General features: G+C 65.0%; 14 protein-coding genes and 2 pseudogenes. 10 read left to right on the top strand and 6 right to left on the bottom strand.

Translation table 11 applies throughout. From position 1 onward, the window contains the following. Positions 1–3: 3 nt before the first annotated feature. The 3 genes and pseudogenes from cydB to ACFQE0_RS25900 all read left to right on the top strand — a co-directional run bounded on the left by cydB (position 4) and on the right by ACFQE0_RS25900 (position 2,705). Positions 4–1,012, top strand: a pseudogene (cydB, locus tag ACFQE0_RS25910) (cytochrome d ubiquinol oxidase subunit II). After that, positions 1,012–1,110: a DUF2474 family protein gene (locus tag ACFQE0_RS25905; protein WP_378974827.1), complete on the top strand. Its 99-nt coding sequence runs from the start codon at positions 1,012–1,014 to the stop codon at positions 1,108–1,110. The pseudogene cydB and the gene ACFQE0_RS25905 overlap by 1 nt, the downstream one beginning before the upstream one ends. Before the next feature lie 134 nt (positions 1,111–1,244). After that, positions 1,245–2,705 carry a DUF2252 domain-containing protein gene (locus tag ACFQE0_RS25900; RefSeq protein ID WP_378974825.1) on the top strand — a complete coding sequence of 487 codons (1,461 nt, stop codon included), beginning with the start codon at positions 1,245–1,247 and terminating at the stop codon, positions 2,703–2,705. Positions 2,706–2,804: 99 nt separating this feature from the next. On the opposite strand, the gene ACFQE0_RS25895 is transcribed toward ACFQE0_RS25900, so the two are convergent. From ACFQE0_RS25895 to ACFQE0_RS25880, 4 genes are all read right to left on the bottom strand, one after another. After that, complete coding sequence (locus ACFQE0_RS25895; RefSeq protein ID WP_378974823.1) at positions 2,805–4,490, bottom strand: methyl-accepting chemotaxis protein; 1,686 nt, start codon at positions 4,488–4,490, stop codon at positions 2,805–2,807. A 216-nt stretch (positions 4,491–4,706) separates the two neighbouring features. Beyond that, positions 4,707–7,121 (bottom strand): PAS domain S-box protein, encoded by a 2,415-nt coding sequence (locus tag ACFQE0_RS25890; protein WP_378974821.1) that lies wholly within the window; start codon positions 7,119–7,121, stop codon positions 4,707–4,709. Beyond that, positions 7,118–7,477, bottom strand: a complete 360-nt coding sequence (locus ACFQE0_RS25885) for a hypothetical protein (protein ID WP_378974819.1) — start codon at positions 7,475–7,477, stop codon at positions 7,118–7,120. The genes ACFQE0_RS25890 and ACFQE0_RS25885 overlap by 4 nt, the downstream gene beginning before the upstream one ends. A 311-nt stretch (positions 7,478–7,788) precedes the next feature. Continuing rightward, complete coding sequence (locus ACFQE0_RS25880) at positions 7,789–9,087, bottom strand: MFS transporter (protein WP_378974817.1); 1,299 nt, start codon at positions 9,085–9,087, stop codon at positions 7,789–7,791. A 226-nt stretch (positions 9,088–9,313) separates the two neighbouring features. Here ACFQE0_RS25880 and ACFQE0_RS25875 point away from each other — a divergent pair, with 226 nt between their 5' ends. The 3 genes from ACFQE0_RS25875 to ACFQE0_RS25865 all read left to right on the top strand — a co-directional run bounded on the left by ACFQE0_RS25875 (position 9,314) and on the right by ACFQE0_RS25865 (position 11,503). Beyond that, positions 9,314–9,850: a c-type cytochrome, methanol metabolism-related gene (locus ACFQE0_RS25875; RefSeq protein ID WP_378974815.1), complete on the top strand. Its 537-nt coding sequence runs from the start codon at positions 9,314–9,316 to the stop codon at positions 9,848–9,850. Positions 9,851–10,016: 166 nt separating this feature from the next. Further along, a complete protein-coding gene (locus ACFQE0_RS25870; protein ID WP_378974813.1) occupies positions 10,017–10,787 on the top strand; it encodes a YfdX family protein in 771 nt (256 codons plus the stop codon). Positions 10,788–11,236: 449 nt separating this feature from the next. Beyond that, entirely contained in the window at positions 11,237–11,503 is a 267-nt protein-coding gene (locus ACFQE0_RS25865) for a hypothetical protein (RefSeq protein WP_378974811.1), read from the top strand. Between the two features lie 204 nt (positions 11,504–11,707). On the opposite strand, the gene ACFQE0_RS25860 is transcribed toward ACFQE0_RS25865, so the two are convergent. Further along, complete coding sequence (locus ACFQE0_RS25860; RefSeq protein WP_378974809.1) at positions 11,708–12,175, bottom strand: four-helix bundle copper-binding protein; 468 nt, start codon at positions 12,173–12,175, stop codon at positions 11,708–11,710. 218 nt (positions 12,176–12,393) lie between these two features. Between ACFQE0_RS25860 and ACFQE0_RS25855 the strand changes: the two genes are divergently transcribed. Continuing rightward, on the top strand, positions 12,394–14,811 hold the full coding sequence (locus ACFQE0_RS25855; protein WP_378974807.1) for a PAS domain S-box protein: 2,418 nt from the start codon (positions 12,394–12,396) through the stop codon (positions 14,809–14,811). Between the two features lie 44 nt (positions 14,812–14,855). Here ACFQE0_RS25855 and cynS read toward each other — a convergent pair whose 3' ends face one another. After that, on the bottom strand, positions 14,856–15,344 hold the full coding sequence (cynS, locus tag ACFQE0_RS25850; protein ID WP_378974805.1) for a cyanase: 489 nt from the start codon (positions 15,342–15,344) through the stop codon (positions 14,856–14,858). A 160-nt stretch (positions 15,345–15,504) separates the two neighbouring features. On the opposite strand from cynS, the gene ACFQE0_RS25845 reads away from it, so the two are divergent. The 3 genes and pseudogenes from ACFQE0_RS25845 (at position 15,505) to ACFQE0_RS25835 (ending at position 20,901) form a co-directional block, all read left to right on the top strand. After that, on the top strand, positions 15,505–17,394 hold the full coding sequence (locus ACFQE0_RS25845; protein WP_378974803.1) for a sigma 54-interacting transcriptional regulator: 1,890 nt from the start codon (positions 15,505–15,507) through the stop codon (positions 17,392–17,394). A gap of 206 nt (positions 17,395–17,600) precedes the next feature. Further along, positions 17,601–20,533: pseudogene (locus ACFQE0_RS25840) on the top strand (monovalent cation/H+ antiporter subunit A). Further along, the gene (locus tag ACFQE0_RS25835; RefSeq protein ID WP_378974801.1) at positions 20,533–20,901 is read left to right on the top strand and encodes a Na+/H+ antiporter subunit C; all 369 of its coding nucleotides are present in this window, start codon (positions 20,533–20,535) and stop codon (positions 20,899–20,901) included. Before ACFQE0_RS25840 ends, ACFQE0_RS25835 begins: the two are co-directional and overlap by 1 nt. The last annotated feature ends 6 nt before the right edge of the window (positions 20,902–20,907 follow it).

Raw genomic sequence — 20,907 nt, 5'->3', positions numbered from 1 at the left:
ACGATGGAACTCGACCTCACCCTCATCTGGGCGATCCTCATCGCCACCGCCGTGTTCCTCTATGTGGCGATGGACGGGTTCGATCTCGGCATCGGCATCCTGTTCCCGGCGGTGCGCAGCAAAACCGGCCGAGACGTGATGGTGAACTCGGTCGCCCCCGTCTGGGACGGCAACGAGACCTGGCTCGTCCTCGGCGGTGGCGGGCTGTTCGCGGTGTTTCCGCTGGCCTACGCCACGATCCTGCCCGCCCTGTACATGCCGCTGATCCTGATGCTGCTCGCCCTGGTGTTCCGGGGGTGGCCTTCGAGATGCGCTTCCGCATGAGCACGCCGCGCGGGCAACTCTGGTGGGACCGAGCCTTTTCCTGGGGCAGCTACGTCGCCGCCTTTTGCCAGGGCATCGCGCTCGGCGCCTTCGTCCAGGGCATCAAGATCGCCGGCCGTACCTATGCCGGCGGCTGGTGGGACTGGCTGACCCCGTTCTCGGTGCTGACCGGTCTCGCGCTCGTCGCGGGTTACGGCCTGCTCGGGGCCTGCTGGCTGATCTGGAAGACCAACGGCGAATTGCAGATTCGCGCATACAACCTCGCAAAGCCGCTGGCGGTGGCGACGCTTGTTCTCATCGCCGTGGTCTCGGCGACGATGCTGGCGATCAGCCCCCCTTCCGCGCCCGCTGGCTCGGCCTGCCCGGGCTGTTCATCGGCGCACCGGTGCCGATCCTGGTCGGAATGCTAGGATGGCGCTTCGCCCATGCCCTGCAACGGCGAGAGGAGGTCACGCCCTTCCTCTGCGCGCTGGGCTTCTTCCTCCTGTCCTATATCGGGCTCGGCATCAGCATGTGGCCCTACATCGTGCCGCCGGGCGTCACGATCTGGCAGGCGGCGACGCATCCGAAATCACAGGCCTTCCTGCTCTACGGTGCCGCGGTGCTGGTGCCGCTCATTCTGGCCTACACGACCTACGTGTATTGGCTGTTCCGCGGCAAGGTTACGGCGGAAGCGGGGTACCACTGATGCGCAAGCTCGGCTGGTTCGTTCTGCTCTGGGCCATGAGCGTGGCGAGCCTCACGGCCATCGCCCTGCCGCTGCGGTGGCTGCTGAAAACCGTGTAGGGGCGGCAGCCGTATGAGCGGGCACTAACGTCGGACCGATGCTTTTAATCCGAAGTGAGGGCGCTAGCTTGTCCGGAGGCAAGCGGACACGGTCAGTGGAACGATCACTCCTCACGACGGATACCAAGACATCAATGGACGAGCGGCATGAGGGGGTGATCCGGGCTGCGGAAGAGGCGGTCCTCACACCCTTGGCCGACTTTCCGCGCATCGACCTCCGCTCAGGCGTGGAGCCGTGGGACAAGCGTCGCACGGCCGGGAAAATCCTGCGAACGGAAATTCCGCACGCGGCCCACGCCCCGCTGGCTGTCGGCCGCGACCGGCCGGACCCGGTGGCGCTCATCGAGGCGACCCACGAGGGACGGCAGCCTCACCTCATTCCGTTGCGTGTGGCCCGCATGGCCTCGTCGCCCTTCGCCTTCTTGCGCGGGGCCGCACAGGTCATGGCCTGGGACCTCGCCCAGGGCCCCCGAACCGCCATCGACGTGGTGATGAACGGGGACGCGCATATCTCGAACTTCGGCCTGTTCGGCTCACCGCAGGGTGACGTGGTGCTGGACCTCAACGACTTCGATGAGGTCACGGTAGGGCCGTGGGAGTGGGACCTCAAGCGCCTCTGTGCCAGCATCGAGGTCGCCGCGCGGGACGCCGACGTGCCCACCGCCGAACGCCGGGAGGCGGTTTTGAGCGCGGCGGCCGGCTATCAACTCACGATGGACGATCTCGCGCCTCGCGGATCACTCGATGTCTGGCAGCGCGCATCGCGGGCTGACGACCTCGACTTCGCCGGGGTTGAGATCGATGCGCGCTCACAGGCGGTCGTCGCGAAGGCCGTCGAGAAAGCGCGGCGGAAGAACAACCGGAGTTTGCTCGATCGGGTCGGCGAGCGCCGGATCGACGGCGGTTGGCGTTTCAGGGAGGAGCCGCCGATTCTCGTCCGCGTCGATGCAGACACACGCGAGGCGGTCACGACCGGCCTGGAGCGCTATGCCGAGACCCTGCCGCGCGAACGGCGTTTCATGCTCAGCCGCTATCAAGTGGTCGATGTCGCTCACCGCGTCGTCGGCGTCGGCAGTGTCGGTACACGAGCCTATGTCGCGCTGCTGTGCGGCAACTCGGATCAGGATGCGCTCTTCCTGCAGGTCAAGGAAGCGGTCCGCCCGGCCCATGCTCCCTACCTGCACGGCATGCCCGAGCCCTATGCCAGCCACGAGGGAGAGCGGGTCATCTACGGGCAGCGTCTCCTCCAGGCGGTGGGAGACCCGCTCCTCGGTTGGACCAAGATCGACGGAAGGCCGTTCTACGTGCGGCAAATGAAGAACATGAAGGGAGAGATCCCGATCTCCCGCATGACCGGCCAATCCCTGCTCTATTTTTCGCATGCCTATGGGGCACTTCTGGCCAAGGCCCATGCCCGGACCGGCGATGCCGCAGCGATCGCAGGCTATTGCGGCCACGAAGGCCGCGCCGATCTCCGCATGGCTCTCGCCGATTGGGCCGCTGCTTACGGCGACAAGAACTCGGAAGACTTCGAGACCTTCCGGGCGGCGATCGCATCAGGCAGGCTCGACGCCGCGGACGATCCGCATCTCTAGCGCGAGTTCTGTAAGGCTGGGATTACAGAACTCGCGCTAGCCTATCATCGACGAGCACGATCCTTCACCGAACCGGCATCGGCTTGGGTGAAAGATGCGTCAGGCCGCCCGCACCGTAGAAAGGAAGCGCGCGACTTCCGACGTGAGGTGTTCAGACTGACGCGAGAGTTCGGATGCGGCCCCCAGCACTTGGCTCGCGGCGGCTCCAGTTTCCTCCGCCGCCCCGGCGACACCGGCGATATTGCCGGTGACCTCGCCCGTCCCTGCCGCGGCTTGGGCGATGTTCCGGACGATCTCCTGCGTGGCCGCGCCTTGTTGCTCGACCGACGCGGCGATCGAGATGGCCACCGTATTGATCTCGCGGATGCGTCCCGTGATCCCACCGATCGAGGCAACGGCCTGTCCGGTCGAGGCCTGGATCTGCAGGATCTGCCCGGAGATTTCGTTCGTCGCCTTGGCGGTCTGTTCGGCCAGGGCCTTCACCTCGGTCGCGACGACCGCGAAGCCCTTACCCGCCGCGCCGGCCCGAGCCGCCTCGATCGTCGCGTTGAGCGCGAGAAGGTTCGTTTGCCCGGCGATGGTGGAGATCAGGCCGACGACGTCACCGATGCGGGCGACAGCAGCGCTGAGTTCGTTGACCAGGGCGCCCGCCTGATCGGCTTCGATTACAGCCTGCCGGGCGAGGTCGGCTGAGCCGTCGACCTGTCGGCCGATTTCCAGCACTGATGAGCCCAGCTCCTCGGCCGCCGCCGCGATCGTGTTGACGGTGGAGGCGGCTTCCTCGGCGGCTGCCGCCACGGTGGAGGATTGAGCGGCGGTTTCCGCCGCAGTGCTGCTCATCGACCCGGCGGTCGCCTGAAGTTCTGTGGCCGAGGACGACACCATGCCGATGACGCCGCCCACCGCCGCCTCGAACCCATCGGCCATCTCGCGCATGGCGCGCTTGCGCTGCTCCTCGGCGCTTGCGCGGGCCAGCGCCGTCTCCTCCTCGAGTTGACGCGTGTGGATGAGATTCTGGCGGAACACCTGAACGGTCTCGGACATGGCGCCAATCTCGTCGCCGCGGCCGCCATACGGAATTTCAGAGTTGGTATCTCCGCCAGCGAGCTTGCGCATCGACGCCGTCATGCGCTCGATCGGACGGGACACGCCGAGGAAGCTGAACGCCATCGCCCCGGCAGCGATGCAGATAGCCAAGCCCAGCATGATCAGGATGCTGCGCTGGGCCGAGGCCTGCTCGGACCGGGTCGCGGCGTCCGCCTGTTTGCCGGCCGCAAGATTGATATCGACGATCGCATTCGCTGCAGCAGAAACGGCGAGGTAATTGGCGTTCATCGGCCCCCGAAAGAACGCCATCGCCTCCTCGTATTTCTCAGGCGGGAAAGAGCGCAGCCGTTCACCATCCGCGCGCAGCACATCAAGCTTCGCCTTTAACGCGTCGTAAGCCTTCTGCTCCTCCGGCGAGGCGACGAGCGGAGCATAGGCATTCACCTTCTTGTCGCGCTCGGCCGAAAACTCCGTGACCTTGTCCCCGCTCTGCTTTTTGCCCGCCTCATTCTCGGCGGTCATGTAGCGGAATTGCCAAAGGCGCGTCCGCAAGATCAAGGCATTGATTCCGTGGGCCTCCGAAATGGAGGGGATCGTATTATCGAGAAGATGATCAGTAGCCTGGGAGATATTGCCGATTTTCCAGTAGGCGATGGCGCCCTGTAAAATCGATACAAGCAACATCGAACAAAATAGAAGTCCGAGCGCAGACCTGATTTTTAAAGAAAATTTACGCATGGTCCCGCTCCAAGATAGTCTGAAAAGGGAACACCAGCGATCTTAAAGGACGATAAAATTTGTGGTTAAAAGCTCGACTGTGTCACCGGGACGAGGCGCGCGGACATCCCGTTGCTTGGTGATCGCGTCTCCGGCGAAGGCGCCTTCTCGCTGATGGTGCTGAAAGCCGGACGGTTCGGTCAGGCAAGGGGGATGGTCAGCGACGCCGACAATCCTTCAGGTCGATAATCCAGCACGACCTCCCCCCGAGTTCCCGTGCCAGCCCATCTTGGATGAGGCGGGTGCCGAACCCCTCCGCTCCGGCGGCGTCACGGGCGGCCCGTTGCGCTCCGTCCATGTCAGGACAAGCCTCCGGAACAATCCGCATTCTTCGACGCGCCAAGCCAGGGCTAGGGTTCCTTCGGGCACGGAGAGCGCGCCGTGCTTGACGGCATTGGTGGCCAGTTCGTGGATGATCAGACTGATCGGGACGGCCTGGGCGGCCTGCAACGCGACGGACGGGCCGCCGAGGGCCAGTCGCTCATCAAGGCTGAAGGCTTCGAGTTCCGCAGTGAGCAGTTCTGGCAGGTTTGCTCCGTTCCAGCTGGCGCGGAACAGGATCTCGTTGGTTCGCGCCAGGGTGGTCAGCCGCGCGAGGATCCGTGCCTTGTAGGCGGAGACGTCGTCTCCCGCCCGACCGCTGAGACGCATGATCGCCTGCACCGTTGCGAACAGATTCTTCACGCGATGGTTGAGCTCGCCCATCATCAGATGAAGCCGCTCTTCCGCCTGCTTGAGGCCCGTGATCTCACGCGATATCGCGAGCAGGCGTTCCGGGCGTCCGTCGGCGGACAGCACGGGCGTCACACACACGTCCCACCATTTCGGCGTGCCTTTCATGGTCGGGCAAAACGCGACGAACCTCTCCCGCGAGCCGCTTCTGGCGCCCGCGATGGCGCGGTCGATATCCGAGCGAGCCGCCTCGGGCCAGAATTCGGCCCAGAATTCACCGCGCACCGTATCGAACTCCGCGATCTCCATGGCGCAGAGGCCAAGACCATTGATGAATTGGATCCGTCCCTCCAGATCGAGAACCTTGATGCAATCGGCGCTGCTTTCGACCACGCTGCGGGTGAAACTTTCGCCGACCTGAAGCAGATGCTCCACCTCTTTGCGTGCCGTGCAATCCTTGATGCTCGACAGGAAGTAGGACGGCCTGCCCTGTTCGTTGCGCACGAGGGAAACCGCAAGATACGCCCAGATGATGCGGCCATCCTTGCGGATGTAGCGCTTCTCCAGATCGTAGTGAGGAATGCGGCCCGCGAGCAGGTCTCGCACCTGCGCCGTGTCGGCCGCCACGTCGTCGGGGTGCGTGATCTCCTGAAAGGTCTTGCCGATCAGTTCGCTGCGGTCGTACCCAACGATCCCGCAGAACTGATCGTTGACCGCGCTGAACCGGCATCCCAGCGTGACATCGGCGATGCCGATCGGCGCTCGTTCGAACAGAGTGCGGAACCGCGCTTCGCTCGCCGCGAGGGCTTCCTCTACGCCCTTGCGGTCGGTGATGTCGGTATGCGTGCCCACGGCCCTCAAGGGCCGGTCGCTCGAATCCCGCTCCACGATCTTGCCGCGCGTCAGTACCCAGATCCAGCGGCGCTCCTTGTGCCAGAGCCTGTGCTCGGCTTGGTAGAAGGGGCTGACACCCCGGCGGTGCTCGTCCAGGGCAGCCAAGACGGCGTCCTTATCCTCCGGATGGACGAGGCGTTCCCAGGACGAGAAATGCTCCTTGAGCTCTCCGGACCGGTAACCCAGCATGTCGAGCCATCGCTGGCTGAACCAGACGTTCCCGCTGACGATGTCCCAATCCCAGATACCGTCATTGGCGCCTTCCAGGGCGAAGGCGAGGCGTGACTTTTCAGCGTTGAGGCGCGCCTCGCGCTCCCGGAGGTTTGCGGAGGCCGCGTCGAGGGCATCGCCGATCTGGCGAAGCTCATCGAAGAGCCCCGATGGACGGATCACCGCTTCGCCCCGTCCCAAAGCAGCCGTGGCCGACCGGAACTGGTCGAGCGGCCTTTTGAGAATGTCGGCCAGCATGAAGGTCAGGACCGCAGCGACGAGAGACAGGGGAATGCCCCTCGCCAGCACGTCGCGTCTGAGATCGGCGGCTGGGGCGAGGGCGACCGACTCATCCAGCCGCACCAGCACCGACCAACCGAGACCGTGGAAGCTGCGATAGCCCCGCGTCGGCAGCATTGCGGAGAGGAAAGTGCGTCCATCCTGACTCAGGATGCTTTGGGCAGCGCCGTTCGCCGGCGGTAAAACCGATCCGGCTAGGGGTTTGCCCATCTCGGAGGGGGGCCCGAGGAGCACGGTCCCGTCGCGAGACAGGATGAGTACCTCCGCGCCGGCAAGTTCGGCTTGAAGCGAGGAGCGAAGGCTTTCCTCGACCGTCGAGGCCCATTTCGAAGAGAAGTGCACGCCCAGAACGCCGACGGTCTGACCGGCTGCGTCCCTCACCGGCGCGGCGAGATCCAATAGGCGCAGGACTTCGTTCCGTTGGCCGCCACGCGCTTCCGCAAGGAGACGGCCTTCGTGCACATCTCCGGCATACGGGGTCTTGAAGCCCTCGGCGAACCAGGATCGATCACTCACATCCCGGCCGACCAGGAGTCCCTGGGTCGCCGCTCGTACGATGCCCCCCGATCCGCGTAGCCGACCCAGACGAAATCGCTATGACTGGCGAGCGCGCGATCGAGGACCGCCATCCGGTCCTGCTCGGACCCCTCGATCAGTTTCGCCGCGTCCAGGGCTGTGGTCACTTCGAGATCGCGCCAGCGGTCATACAGCCCCCGATCGAGGGTGGCTGCGACGAGCGTCCCGTGGCGGACCAGCGAAATGCCGATCTGCCGCTCCATCCGGACCCGTACGGTCTCGCCGATGATCCCAGCCAGAGCGAGGGTCGATGCCAAGCCTATCGCCAGGACGGCCAAAGCCAGCGTCTGCCGCATCGGCAGAGCGAGTTTCGCGCGCGCTCTCCCAGAATTCCAGGCTTGGATCGACTTCACAACCGCCCCGATGCTTCACCGAGCCAATCGACTGACCAAGCGGAGAGGGCGGGACATCACAACGTACGGGTCACGTCGCACTCACGCTTCTGCAGCAACGTGTACGCGAGTCCGCAACTTTTTCAAACTGTTTTAGAGAGGCTATAAACTGTCTTCCTTCTAAATCATGTCATATTTCTCATGCCAGATCTATACCAACCCCAGTTTGGTATCATCTGTATCATTTCCTCCAAAGGTACATCTTGGAGCCAAGTCTAGTCGCGCATTTTGTATCCCAACGGCGCGGCTTCGCTTCTCTCCATATCGATCGCGCGGGCTGCTTGGGACCGTCGTTCGAGCAACACGGAGATCGACCAGATCGCGAGACCGCCGAGCGCCAAGGCCACGCCCACCCATCCGGTTGCGGGGAGACCGAAGCCGGCGGCGAGCGCCAAGCCTGCGAGCCATGGGCCAAGAGCATTCGCGACGTTGAACGCGGAGTGGTTGAGCGCGGCGGCGAGGGTCTGTGCGTCTTCGGCGACATCCATGAGGCGCGTCTGCAGGATGGTAGCGAGCCCGCAACCGCAGCCGATGAGAAACACCGTCGGCGTCAGCGTCCACAGGCTGGCCGAGGCGAAGGGATAGAGTGCGAGAGCCGCCGCGCTCCACACCAGGGTCGCTCCAGCGGCAGGCATCTGCGCTCGGTCGGCCGCCCAGGCACAGACGAGATTGCCGATCGTCATGCCGAGCCCGAACACAGCCAGGACGGCCGGGATGGCGGCGGGAGACGCGTGGGTCACGTCCAGCAGCGTGGAAGCGAGGTAGGTGTAGACCGAGAACAGCCCGCCGAAGCCGATCGCGCCAGTGGCCAGGGTCAGCCAGACCTGCCCGCGTTTCAGTGCGCCGAGTTCACGCAGGGGGCTCGCCCCCTCCGCCGGCTCCCCAAGAGGCGCATGAACGCGCACGAGGACGGCGGTGAGCAGAGCAAGCAAGGCCACGAGGCCAAAGCTCCAGCGCCACCCCACGAACTGGCCGATGCCGTTGGCGAGCGGCACCCCCACCACGGTGGCGATGGTCAATCCCAGAAGCACGCGCGAGACGGCCTGCGAGCGGCGTTCACGCGGTACGAGCGAGGCCGCAACAAGGGCTGCGACCCCGAAATAGGCGCCGTGGGGCAGGCCCGCGAGAAAGCGGAAGGCCAGCATCCACCCGTAGGTCGGCGCCAGGGCCGAGAGTCCATTGCCCACGGCGAACAGGCACATGAGACCGATGAGGAGCGTCCGCCGGGCGACCTTCGCAGCCAGCACGGCGATCACCGGCGCGCCGACGACGACCCCAAGGGCATAGGCGCTTATCACATGTCCGGCGGTGGGTGGATCGAGGCCGAGATCGGGCGCGAAGTCCGGCAGCAGGCTCATCGCTGCGAACTCTGTAGTGCCGATGGCGAACCCGCCCATGGCGAGGGCCAAGAGCACCAAGGTAGGGTTGCTTCCGGGCGCCGCCTTCGACGGCGCAGCCGTTGCCGCGACCTCCGCGTCGAGCGGGGTCGTGTTGGAATGGTCGACAAGGGTCATCAAGCAGCTCTGGCCGTTCAGTGCCGGTCACCGTGTGGTGTCCTTTCCTTCATAGCGAAGGGGCGGCCCTTGTTTCGGTAGGGCTGACCTGCGTTTGGGAGGGGCTGAGGCTGACCGCGGCTCAGCGTGACTGCTTCGCGACAACGTGAAGTCCTACCCGCAGCGCCATCATGATCGATGACAGTTGTCCCACGTCGGCGATGGGCCGACAGGGAGGAGTTCGATCATGCGTCATGGCATCGGCATTTTCGCCGCTCTCGCCGCCTGCGCGCTCGGCGCGGGAACGACCCTCGCGGCTACCAATGGGGATCTGAAAAGCGAGGGGCCGACACAGCCCGCCAAACTTCAGGACGGACAATATACCGACAAGAATGGCGATCCGACCTACCACGTCACCAATGGGGGCAAGACGGTCGATTGGTACACGATGTCAGGCTACGTCCGGTACAATTCCAATTGCATCGTGTGCCATGGACCGGATGGCATGGGCTCGACCTACGCGCCGTCCCTTGTCGATGCCCTCAAGGGGATGGACTACGCGCATTTTGCCGGCGTCGTCGTCGGCGGCAAGAAGGATGTGAACGCCTCGCAGGAACTGGTCATGCCCGCTTTCGGCGATAACCGGAACGTCATGTGCTACCTGCCCGACATATACACTTATCTGCGGGCGCGGTCCGACGGCGCGCTCGGCCGCAACCGCCCATCCGACCACGAGCCCAAGCCCGCTGCCTTCACCAAGGCGGAGGATGCCTGCATGAAATGAGCCGGTGACCCCGCCGAGGGGATCGGCGGCGCAGAGCCTGCATTACGGCGTTTTAATCAATCGGACATGCGACCAACAGTCTCCAGATCTATTATCTGAACACGGAATGAATTTGGCCTAAGCAAAACGAAGCCTTTCATCCCGCAGATAAAATGGAGATAGGAAGATGTCTTACTGGAAATCCATGACTGCGGCACTCGTTCTGACGACCGCGCTCTGCGGCACCGCTTTCGCCGCCGAGCAGATGACGCAGCACCAGACCACTTCCTCGCAAACCGCCATCGACCGGGATGTCGGTAAGCTTTCGAAGGATGGCGCGCAGGGCTTTCGGGATCTCCAGATGACCCGGCTCGCCATCTTCGAGGCCAATCCGGCCCAGGCCAAGGATATGATCGCCAAGGCGCAGGCCGCCTTCTCCAAGGTGAAAACGGACGAGACGGTGTTCACGAAGGCGGAAGCCGAATTGAAGACCCCGGCCGACCTCGCAAACAAGGCAAAGCCTCAGGCTTCGGCCACCGACGCCAAACCGACATCCAAGGAGCAGGTCGCGTGGGTGCCTGTCGATGCACAACTGACCCTGGGTGACGACTTCGTCGCCACGCCCGCGAAGGCGTCGGCGGTCACCGAGGCGAATTCCAAGCTCGCCCACGGCGACCAGAAGGGTGCCTTGGAGAAGCTGAAGCTCGCCCATGTCGACGTCAATTTCACGATGGCCGTTCTGCCGCTGAACAAGACGGTCGCGGATATCGATCAGGCCTCCTCGCTGATCGGGCAGGGCAAGTATTATGAGGCGAACGCGGTTCTGAAGTCGGCGCAGGACGGGATGCGCTTCGATGTGATCGACGCGGTGGCCGTTCCGCAAGCTTCGGCCTCGAGCGCCGGAACCGCATCCTCACAGACGACCGGCAGCACCACGAGCGCCAAACCCGCGAAGTAATCAATGGCCTTGGTGCTGGCGCGCGGACCCGGCGCGCCAGCCCATCAGAATCCTGCGAAGTTCGAATAGGAGGCGTTGTGGCCGCAGGTTGTCCCTCCGGCCGATGCTGCGACAGTCGCCGCGATCCAATCCCCGTTGCTCGCTCCCGAGGGCCGACAGTCGCGCGCCAAAGCTCTTTCCTGTCTACGCCAGAGCCAGAGCCGAAGCCTGTGGACCCACCGAACCATGAACTGCCTCCACGGTGTCGTGGCCGAGTGTGCCGCCTGTATCCGGCCAGCGCAACGCTCCGACCGCGGCGGAAGCTTGGGCAGAACCGCACAAGCTTTAATCCCAGCCGCCGGGTGTGCGGAAGCACGCTGCTCCGGAAAAATCGTCCCTATATTGGAATCACGCAAGAGGGAATAGGCCGAACCACTCGGACTGTATTGCGTAAGGAGTATGCAAAGACCATGAAGACCCGTATCGCCGCTGTCGTCACCGCTTTCATCCTTGGCGCCGCTCCGATCTCGTCCGCCATGGCCACCGATCGTTCCGCCTGGACGGGGCTCACCCCTTACGACGTCGAGACCACCGGCTCGCTTTCTGCCCCCTTCGGCGCAGGCTTCGACCGGAACCCCGCGACCTGCCCGATGAGTTCGGCTGCCGAAGGCAACGCCAATCAGCAGAACTTCCCCGTGAAGCAATACGGCCAGACCAGCGGCGGCAACCGCTGCTGAGCCGAGAGGAAGACAATCATGCTGAAGTTCTTTTCTTACGCGATGGCGACCGTCTTCGCCGGAAGTCTCGTCATGACCGCCATCGGTTCGGCAGGAGTTCTGATCGGACTGTGATGACCCGATGACGGCGCCGGACTTCGGCACCGGCACAACGGCGAGGCGCGAGCCTCGCCGTTTTCGTTGATCAGACCGTGTTCGCGAAACCTACGCCGCGATCTTCTTGCATTCTGCCGCGCAGGCGCGGCAGGAATCGCGGCACGCGCGACACTCCGCATTGTCCGGGAACTTGCTGCATTCCGTCTCGCAAGCGGTGCAAACTTCCGCGACCGCCCGCGCCATCGCGCGGGTGTGGGGCGAATTGAGTGCGGCCATGGATTGCAGGGCCGTGCAGGCGTGAATGAGGTCGGTCACCGACTTCATACAGGCGACCATGCTGGTGTCGTTCATCGCAATCATGCCGAAGCAGTGCCTCAGGCAGGCTTGCCCGGTTTCGACACAATCGCCGCTCGCCTTCGTCAAGGCGGCGTAGATCGGCGGATGGTTGTGTCCACCAGCAGCTGTGGTCGAGCCGTGGTCGTGAGAATGGTCGTGCTCGGCGGCCTTTGCCGACGCCCCCACGCTGGTCGCGAGACCCGCCATCATACCCGCAGCAATGAACCGACGCCGTTCCATTCCAAAACCCCCGTTTGTCTCGCGAGCCGGGTCGCCTGACAGGCGGCCCGTACCCTCCGGGACAGTGTAGCGAGCGAACCCTTTCCATCCACCACACCGGCCCGAAATGGAGTTTGCCCGATAGGCGAGGCAACCGGGGGGGGAATCGATAATTGGTATGACCTCGGACGTTGCCCCCTCTTGGCTCCCCGTTTATCGACGCCAGCGATGAGGGGACCATGGACGCCGAGATCGAACGGCTAAGGCAGCGCGAGCGGGAGCTCGAGGAGCGGATCGCGAAGCTCGAAGCCGAGCGGGCCAGCGGCCTGCGTCGCCCGGAGGCCGGCCAACGCACCTCGGCCGCATCGCCGGAGCTTCTCTTCACGGCAGCGGAAAAGACCCGCATGCCGCAGATCATCACCGATCCCAACCTGCCGGATAACCCGATCGTCTTCGCTAACCGGGCGTTCCAGATCCTGTGCGGCTACGACGCGTCGGAATTGCTGGGCCGCAATTGCCGATTCCTGCAGGGCCCCGGCACCGACCCGGCAGACGTGGCGAAAGTCCGTGATGCGATCGCCGGGCGACGCGACGTCGTTGTCGAGCTCTTGAACTACCATCGCGACGGCACGCCGTTTCGCAACGAGTTGTACATAAGCCCGGTCTTCGACGCGCACGGCGACCTTCGCTACTTTTTCGCGAGCCAACTCGACGTCACCCGCTTCCGCACCGCCGAGGGCGTGCTGGCCGAAAGCGAGTCCCGCTACCGGGCCTTGTTCGGTGCCGTCGATAGCGGCTTCTGCATCGTCGAGTTGCGCTTCGACGCCGAGGGGCGCGCGGTGGATTACCGCTTCATCGAGGTCAATCCGGCTTTCGCGACGCAGTCCGGCCTCACGAACGTCGCCGGGAAATGGGTAAGCGACGTCGTGCCCAATCTCGAACCCTTCTGGCTCGAGACCTATGGGGATGTGGCGCGGACGGGGACTGCGATCCGCTTCGAAAGCGGCGCCGTCTCGATGGGCCGCTGGTTCGATGTGCACGCCTTGCGGGTCGGCGAACCCGAGTTGCACCGGGTCGCCATCCTATTCAACGACATCACGGATCGCCGCCGCCTCGAACGGCATCTCGAAGACGCCGCACAGCAGCGTACCGACGAACGAGACATGGTGTGGCGAGCGAGCCGCGACCTGTTCGTGGTGTGCGGCCTCGACGGTTATTTTCGGAAGGCCAACGCAGCCTGGACGGAAATGCTGGGCTGGTCCCTCGATCAGATCGTTGGCCAGCGTTTCGATGCCCTAGTGCATCCGGAGGATCGCGCGACAGCGGCGCACGCTTTCGAGACGATCAGCAAGGGCGAAGCCGTCGACGATATCGACGTGCGGCTTCTCGCGAAGGACGGAACCTATCGCTGGATGTCGTGGAACGGCTTTCCGACCGGCGATCATTTCTACGCCGCGGGTCGCGATATTACCGAGCGCCGGGCGCTGGAAGAGCAGTTGCGCCAATCCCAAAAGCTGGAAGCCGTCGGCCAACTGACGGGCGGCGTCGCGCACGACTTCAACAACCTGCTGACCGTCATCAAGTCATCGACCGACCTGCTGAAGCGGCCGGGCCTCGCGGAGGAACGTCGCCAACGTTATGTCGGTGCGATCTCAGACACGGTCGAGAGAGCGGCCAAGCTCACGGGCCAGTTGCTCGCCTTCGCCCGGCGGCAAGCACTTCGGCCTGAGACATTCGCGGTGGATCGCGCCGTGGCGGCGGTGGCCGACATGGTGCGCACGCTGACCGGCGCGCGGGTGAACATCACCCTCGATCTACCCGGCGAAGAGCAGCGCGATCTGCATGTGAATGCCGATCCGAGCCAGTTCGATACGGCACTCGTCAATCTCGTCGTCAACGCGCGTGACGCCATGGCGGGGGAGGGGAACCTTCATATCCGCCTCTATCGGGCGATGAATATTCCAGCCGTGAGAGCGCATCCACGGCAGCGCGGCGATTTCGTTGCGGTCGCCATCGCGGATACGGGCGCGGGCATCCCGCCCGAGAATCTGGAACGCATCTTCGAGCCGTTCTTCACGACCAAGGGTGTGGGCCAGGGCACGGGCCTGGGCCTCAGCCAAGTGTTTGGCTTCGCCAAGCAATCCGGTGGCGAGATCATCGTGGAGAGCGAGGTCGGCAAGGGCACGATCTTCACCCTCTTCCTTCCCCGCGTCAGCGATGCGGAGGTGAGCGACCCCGCAGCTGAGCCCGAGCCGCTGGCCGAGGGGCACGGCACCTGCGTTCTTGTGGTGGAAGACAATCTCGACGTCGGCGCCTTCGCCGAGCAGGCGCTCAGCGAACTCGGCTATTCCACCGTGTGGGTCACGGATGCGAGTAAGGCACTCATCGAGCTGGAACGGGTGCCCTTCCGCTTCGAGGTCGTGTTCTCGGACGTGGTGATGCCCGGCATGAACGGCGTGGAACTGGCGGAAGAAATCCGGCGGCGGCGCCCCGAACTTCCGGTGGTTCTCACCTCCGGCTACAGCGACGTGCTCGCGGCCCATGGCACACATGGGTTCGACCTGTTGCGCAAACCTTATTCCGTCGCGGATCTGTCTCGCATTCTCCGGCGGGCCGTGCAGGATGCGAAGGCTCGAGCCGCGCAAAGGAATTCGTAGGGTTCGGCCGATACGCGTCTTCGCGCATCGGCCGAATGGAAGGATCAGCCTTCCTTGAAACCGTATTCCGGCGTGTCCTCGTCGTTGCCATAATACTTGTACGGCAGGAACTTGCCGGACATGCTGAGCTTGACGCGATCGCCCTTGTTGTTGGCCTCGCGGGCCATCTCCATGTTGAAATCGATGGCCGACATGATGCCGTCGCCGAACTCTTCCTGGATCAGTTCCTTGAAGGTCGTGCCGTAGACCATCACCAGTTCGTAGAACCGGTAGATCAGCGGATCGGTCGGCGGCATGGAGGGGATCGAGCCGCGGTAGGGCGGCTCGTTGATCATGCGTTCCTCGGCCTCGGTCAGGCCGAACAGTTCGGCCGCGCGCTTCGCCTGGGCCTTGGGCAGCTTCATCTGCCCCATACAGGCGGCGGTGATCAGGAAAGGCGACAGGCCGCCGATCTCCTCGTGAATGTACTTCCAGCTCCAGCCCTTCTCGCGCTTGATGTCGAGAAGCTTCTCGGTGAGGTCTTCGCGCTTCATCGGCCTTCCTCCACACAACGCCCGGTCTGCCGGGGCAGGACGCTGGAGGTTGGCAATCGGCGTGCCAGGAAGAAGTGGGGGATAAAGACATCTCGAAACAATGACTTAGCGTTCTCTCCCTGAACACGACTTTTCGTAGCAGACGAGATATCGTTGCGGAATGACGAAAAATCGTAGCCTACCATCAGCTAGCCTCGGCGTAGTTTTCGTTGAAGCCCCTGAGGCGATGCTCGTCATCGACCCGGGCGAGGACCGGGTGATTGACACCAACCCGGCGGCCTCGCGGATGCTCGGCACTCCCCGCGATGGGTTACGCGGATCTCGCCCGAGCGACCTCTTTCCAGGCCAGCTCGCAGCGCTCACGGTCTTCACGCAGGCGGCCCTCGCCAAGGGACGATGGTGGACGCAGGCGCTCGTCCCCCGTCATGCGGAAGGACGGACATTGAGGGTCGAGACGGAGGGATCAACTCTTTCCGGCCCATCACAACGTCTCCTCGTGACGCTCATCGATCTTGAGGAAAGGCAGCGGCGGCAGGTCGATGGCGAGGCCGATGCGTATATGCGCGCAGGCCTCCCCGAGTGGCAGCGCATGGAGCGGATCTTCCGCGATATCGAGCGCGGCAACCAGTTGATCCTGCGGGCAGCCGGCGAGGGCATCTATGGGGTAAACGCCGAGGGGGTCACCACCTTCGTCAACCCGGCCGCGGAGCGCATGCTCGGCTGGAAGGCGAGCGATCTGGTGGGCAAGGACATGCACGCCAGCGTCCACCACACCCACGCAGACGGATCGCATTACCCGCACCGCCATTGCCCGATCTACGCGGCCTTCCGCGACGGGGCGGTCCACAAGGTGGACGACGAGGTCTTCTGGCGCGCCGACGGTACGGCCTTCCCGGTGGAGTACACCTCGACGCCGATCCGTGACCGGGGCCAATTGCTCGGGGCGGTGATCGTGTTCCGCGATATCAGCCAGCGCCGCGAGGACGAGGCGAAGCTGAAGAGCGCGCTCGCCGAGGTCGGTCTCCTGCGCGAGCGGCTCGAACAGGAAAATGCCTATCTCAAGGAGGAAATCCGAGCGGCCCGCCATCACGAGGGCATCATCGGCGCCTCGCCAGCGACGGAAGCGACTTTGCGGCAGGTCGATCTCGTGGCGGGCACGGACGCCACGGTATTGATCACCGGCGAATCCGGCACCGGCAAGGAGTTGATTGCGCGGGCGATCCACGAGGCGAGCCGACGCAGCGGCCGTCCGCTGATCCGCGTGAACTGCGCCGCCATTCCGCGCGACCTGTTCGAGAGCGAGTTCTTCGGCCATGCGAAGGGGGCCTTCACCGGTGCCATCCGCGACCGGATTGGGCGGTTCGAACTGGCCGATGGCGGCACGCTGTTCCTCGACGAGGTCGGGGAGATCCCCCTCGATCTTCAGAGCAAGCTCCTGCGCGTGCTTCAGGAGCGCGTCTTCGAACGCATCGGCGAGGCGAGGACGCGAGCGGTCGATGTCCGCCTCGTAGCCGCCACCAATCGCGATCTCGGCGCGGAGGTCCGCCGGGGGCGCTTCCGCGAAGACCTGTTCTTTCGCCTCAACGTCTTCCCGATCCAGGTCCGGCCCTTGCGCGAACGGCCGGAGGACATCGCGCCCATCGCGCAGCATTTCCTGCAGGCGGCCGCTCGTCGGCTCAGGGTGCCGGAACCTCGCCTGACCGAGGGGGATGTCCGCCGCCTGTGCCGCTACCCGTGGCCGGGAAACGTCCGCGAGTTGGAGAATGCCATCGAACGGGCGGTCATCCTCTCGACGCGGGGCCGCCTGCGTCTCGATCTGCCGGAGACGGAGGCCGGTCTGCGGACAGGGCCGGTCGCGACGGGCGTGGCACCCGCCGCGCGTCCGCCGAATGAGAACGAGCGACGTACCCGCGACCGGGCGGAAATCGAGGCGGCCCTGGCGATCACCGGTGGCCGCGTGTTCGGGCCCGGCGGCGCGGCGGAACTCCTGGGCGTCAAGCCGACGACGCTCGCCTCCCGGATCAAGGCTCACGGCATCGTCCGCTCCTGAGCGACGAACGGGGTGATCCCGCGCACGGAAGTGTGATCGACGGACGCAAAGCGACTCGTCATTCGGCGCGAACGGACTTAGTTCGTTGAGACAAGCGGAGTCCGGGCAGCGAGTCGCCCCAGAGGCAAAGCCTCCGCGTACCCCACGCGGTGGTCCCCTGGCGGTGAATCCGTTCGGCTGCGCGAGCGCGTTTCAGCCCCGTGTCCATGCCGCCAGAACTCCTTCTCGTCACGGCTGCGATCCTGCCTTTCCTCGGCAGCATCGCCGCGATCTGTCTGCCGAGCGAGGCGCGCAGCGCAGCGGCTGGCGTAGCGGGTTTCGCCACGCTGGCGGCCCTCGCCTGCATCGCGCTCCTGTATCCGCTGGCCACGGGTCCTGACCCTGTCACCTTCGCGCTCGACTGGCTTCCAAGTCTCGGCGTGCGGTTAGTCCTTCGCCTCGATGGCTTGGCCTGGATCTTCTCCGTACTGGTGCTGGGGATCGGCGTGCTCGTCGTGCTTTACGCGCAATATTACATGGCCAAGGCCGATCCGGTGCCTCGGCTATTCTGCTACCTGCTCGCCTTCGTCGGCGCGATGCTTGGGATCATCCTCTCGGGCAACCTCATCCAACTCGTCGTCTTCTGGGAACTGACAAGCGTCGTCTCGTTCTTGCTGATCGGCTATTGGTCCGACAATGCCGCAGCCCGCGACGGCGCGCGGATGGCGGTGACGATCACGGCGGCGGGCGGCCTGTGCCTGCTCGTCGGGATGGTGATGCTGGGCCAGATCGCCGGAAGCTACGAGCTCGACGCGGTTCTGGCAGCAGGGGAAGCGATCCACGCGAGCCCGCTCTACGTGCCGACACTCGTGCTGATCTTGCTCGGGGCGCTGACGAAATCGGCGCAATTCCCGTTTCACATTTGGCTACCACGCGCCATGGCGGCTCCGACGCCGATCAGCGCCTACCTGCATTCTGCGACGATGGTGAAGGCGGGCATCTTCCTGATGATCCGCCTCTGGCCTGTCCTGTCGGGCACGGAGAGCTGGTACTGGATCGTCGGCTCTGCGGGCATGATCACGATGCTGGTCGGCGCATGGAGCGCGATCTTCCAGCACGATCTGAAGGGGCTGCTCGCCTATTCCACGATCAGCCATCTCGGGCTGATCACCCTGCTGCTCGGCCTGGACTCTCCGCTGGCTGTCGTGGCGGCGATCTTCCACACGGTGAACCACGCGACCTTTAAGGCGTCGCTCTTCATGGCCGCCGGGATCATTGATCACGAGACCGGCACACGGGACATGCGGCGCCTCAGCGGGCTGTGGCGGGTCATGCCCTATACCGGCACCCTCGCGATCATCGCGGCGGCCGCGATGGCGGGCGTTCCCCTGTTGAACGGCTTCCTGTCCAAGGAGATGTTCCTGGCGGAAGCGGTCGATAACACGGGCGACCATGCTCTCAACCTCGCGCTGCCCGTTCTCGCGACCGTGGCGAGCGCCTTCACCGTCCTCTACTCCCTGCGCTTCATCCGGCAGACCTTCTTCGGCCCGCCGCCGCATGATCTGCCCCATGCCCCGCATGAGCCGGTGCGCTGGATGCGCATCCCGATCGAGGCGCTGGTCCTGGCCTGCGTCGCCATCGGTCTCGTGCCCAACCTCACGATCGGCCCCGTGCTGGCGGGGGCGGCGAGGGCGGTGCTCGGCGACCGGACACCGGATTACGACCTCGCGATCTGGCACGGCTTCAATGCGCCGTTGGCGATGAGCGTACTGGCGCTGGCAGGGGGCGCCGCCCTCTACGCGGCGTTCGGCAAGCGGATCAACACCAATCCCCGTGGCGGCCCCTGGCTACCGGACCGGCTCGATGGCGGCTGGCTCTTCGAACAGATGATGACGCGCATCGTCCTCGGGGCCCGCTGGCTGGAAGGGCGACTCGGCTCGGAGCGCCTTCAGCCGCAGTTGCGGATTCTGTTTCTCGCCGCCCTCCTTGGCGCGACCGTCACCGGGCTCGGCCGCGGCTTGAACCTGTTCGAGAAAGGCAAGCTGACGGAGTTCGACCCTGCCTTCGGCCTGCTCTGGTTGGTCGGCGCCGCCTGCGCCATCGGCGCGGCCGAGCGGGCGAAGTACCATCGCCTGTCGGCGGTGATCCTGCTCGGCGGCGCCGGGCTCACGAGCGCCGTGAGTTTCCTCTGGCTGTCGGCGCCTGATCTCGCGGTGACGCAGATCCTGATCGAGATCGTCACCACGGTTCTGCTGCTGCTCGGCCTGCGCTGGCTGCCGAAGCGCGACGAGGCCATTCCGACACCGGCTTCCGAGCGGGCGCAGGCCCGGCGGCGCCGTCTGATCGATCTTTGCATCGCGCTCGGCGTCGGGATCGGCTTGGCGGGACTGTCCTACGCGGTGATGACCCGCCCCCGGTCGAGGGCATCAGCCGATGGTTCGTGGAAGAGGCCTATCCTCAGGCGGGCGGGCGCAACGTCGTCAACGTGCTGCTGGTGGATTTCCGCGCCTTCGACACGATGGGCGAGATCTGCGTGCTCGGCGTGGTCGGGCTCACGGTCTTCGCGCTCCTGCGCCGATTCCGCCCCGCACCAGACAGTCAGGAACGCCCGGCTCAGCAGATCCGGCACGATGCCTATGACCGCGACCGCGAGGGCCGCGAGCCGGGCCAGACCGCCGCGGATGCCCTGCTGGTGCCGCAGGTGGTCATCACGTGGCTGTTCCCCTTCGTCGTGCTGCTGGCCCTGCACCTGTTCCTGCGCGGGCATGACCTTCCCGGCGGCGGTTTCGCGGCGGGCATCGCGCTGACCATCGCCTTCATGCTGCAATACATGGCGCGCGGCGCCGAATGGGTGGAGGAGCGCCTGCGTCTGCAGCCGATTTCGTGGATCGGAGTCGGACTTCTGGTGTCGGTGCTGGCCGGCGCCGTGTCGTGGTTGTTCTCACACCCCTTCCTCACGGCGTCCTTCGCCTATTGGGAGGCGCCGATCATCGGCAAGGTGCCGCTCGCCTCCGCGCTCGTTTTCGACCTCGGGATCATGATCCTCGTTGTCGGCGCGAGCGTGCTGATGCTCGTCGCCCTGGCGCACCAATCCCGGCGGCGGACCCGCGCCGCCGAGGCGGAACGCGCCGAGCGCGAAGCCGAGGGGGAGATCGCCTGATGGAACTCGTCCTGTCCCTCGGCATCGGCGTCCTTGCCGCCGCGGGCGTCTGGCTGATCCTGCGCCCGCGCACCTTTCAGGTCGTCCTCGGCCTGTCGCTCCTGAGCTACGCGGTGAACCTGTTCATCTTCGCCATGGGGCGGCTCACCGTGGGCGCGCCGCCCGTTCTCGATGCAGCACCCAACGTCGTGTCGGTTGATGACCCGGTGCCTCAGGCCCTGGTTCTGACCGCCGTCGTCATCAGCTTCGCCCTTACTGCCTTGTTCCTCGTGGTGCTGCTGGCTGCGCGCGGCGTCACCGGCTGCGATCACGTCGACGGGCGCGAGCCGCATGAGGCCGAGCCCCATGCCGGGAACCCGCATCCATGAACCCGG

Source organism: Methylobacterium komagatae (assembly GCF_042661665.1).
Taxonomy (GTDB): Bacteria; Pseudomonadota; Alphaproteobacteria; order Rhizobiales; family Beijerinckiaceae; genus Methylobacterium; species Methylobacterium komagatae.
This window is presented reverse-complemented; position numbering and strand designations above follow the sequence as displayed.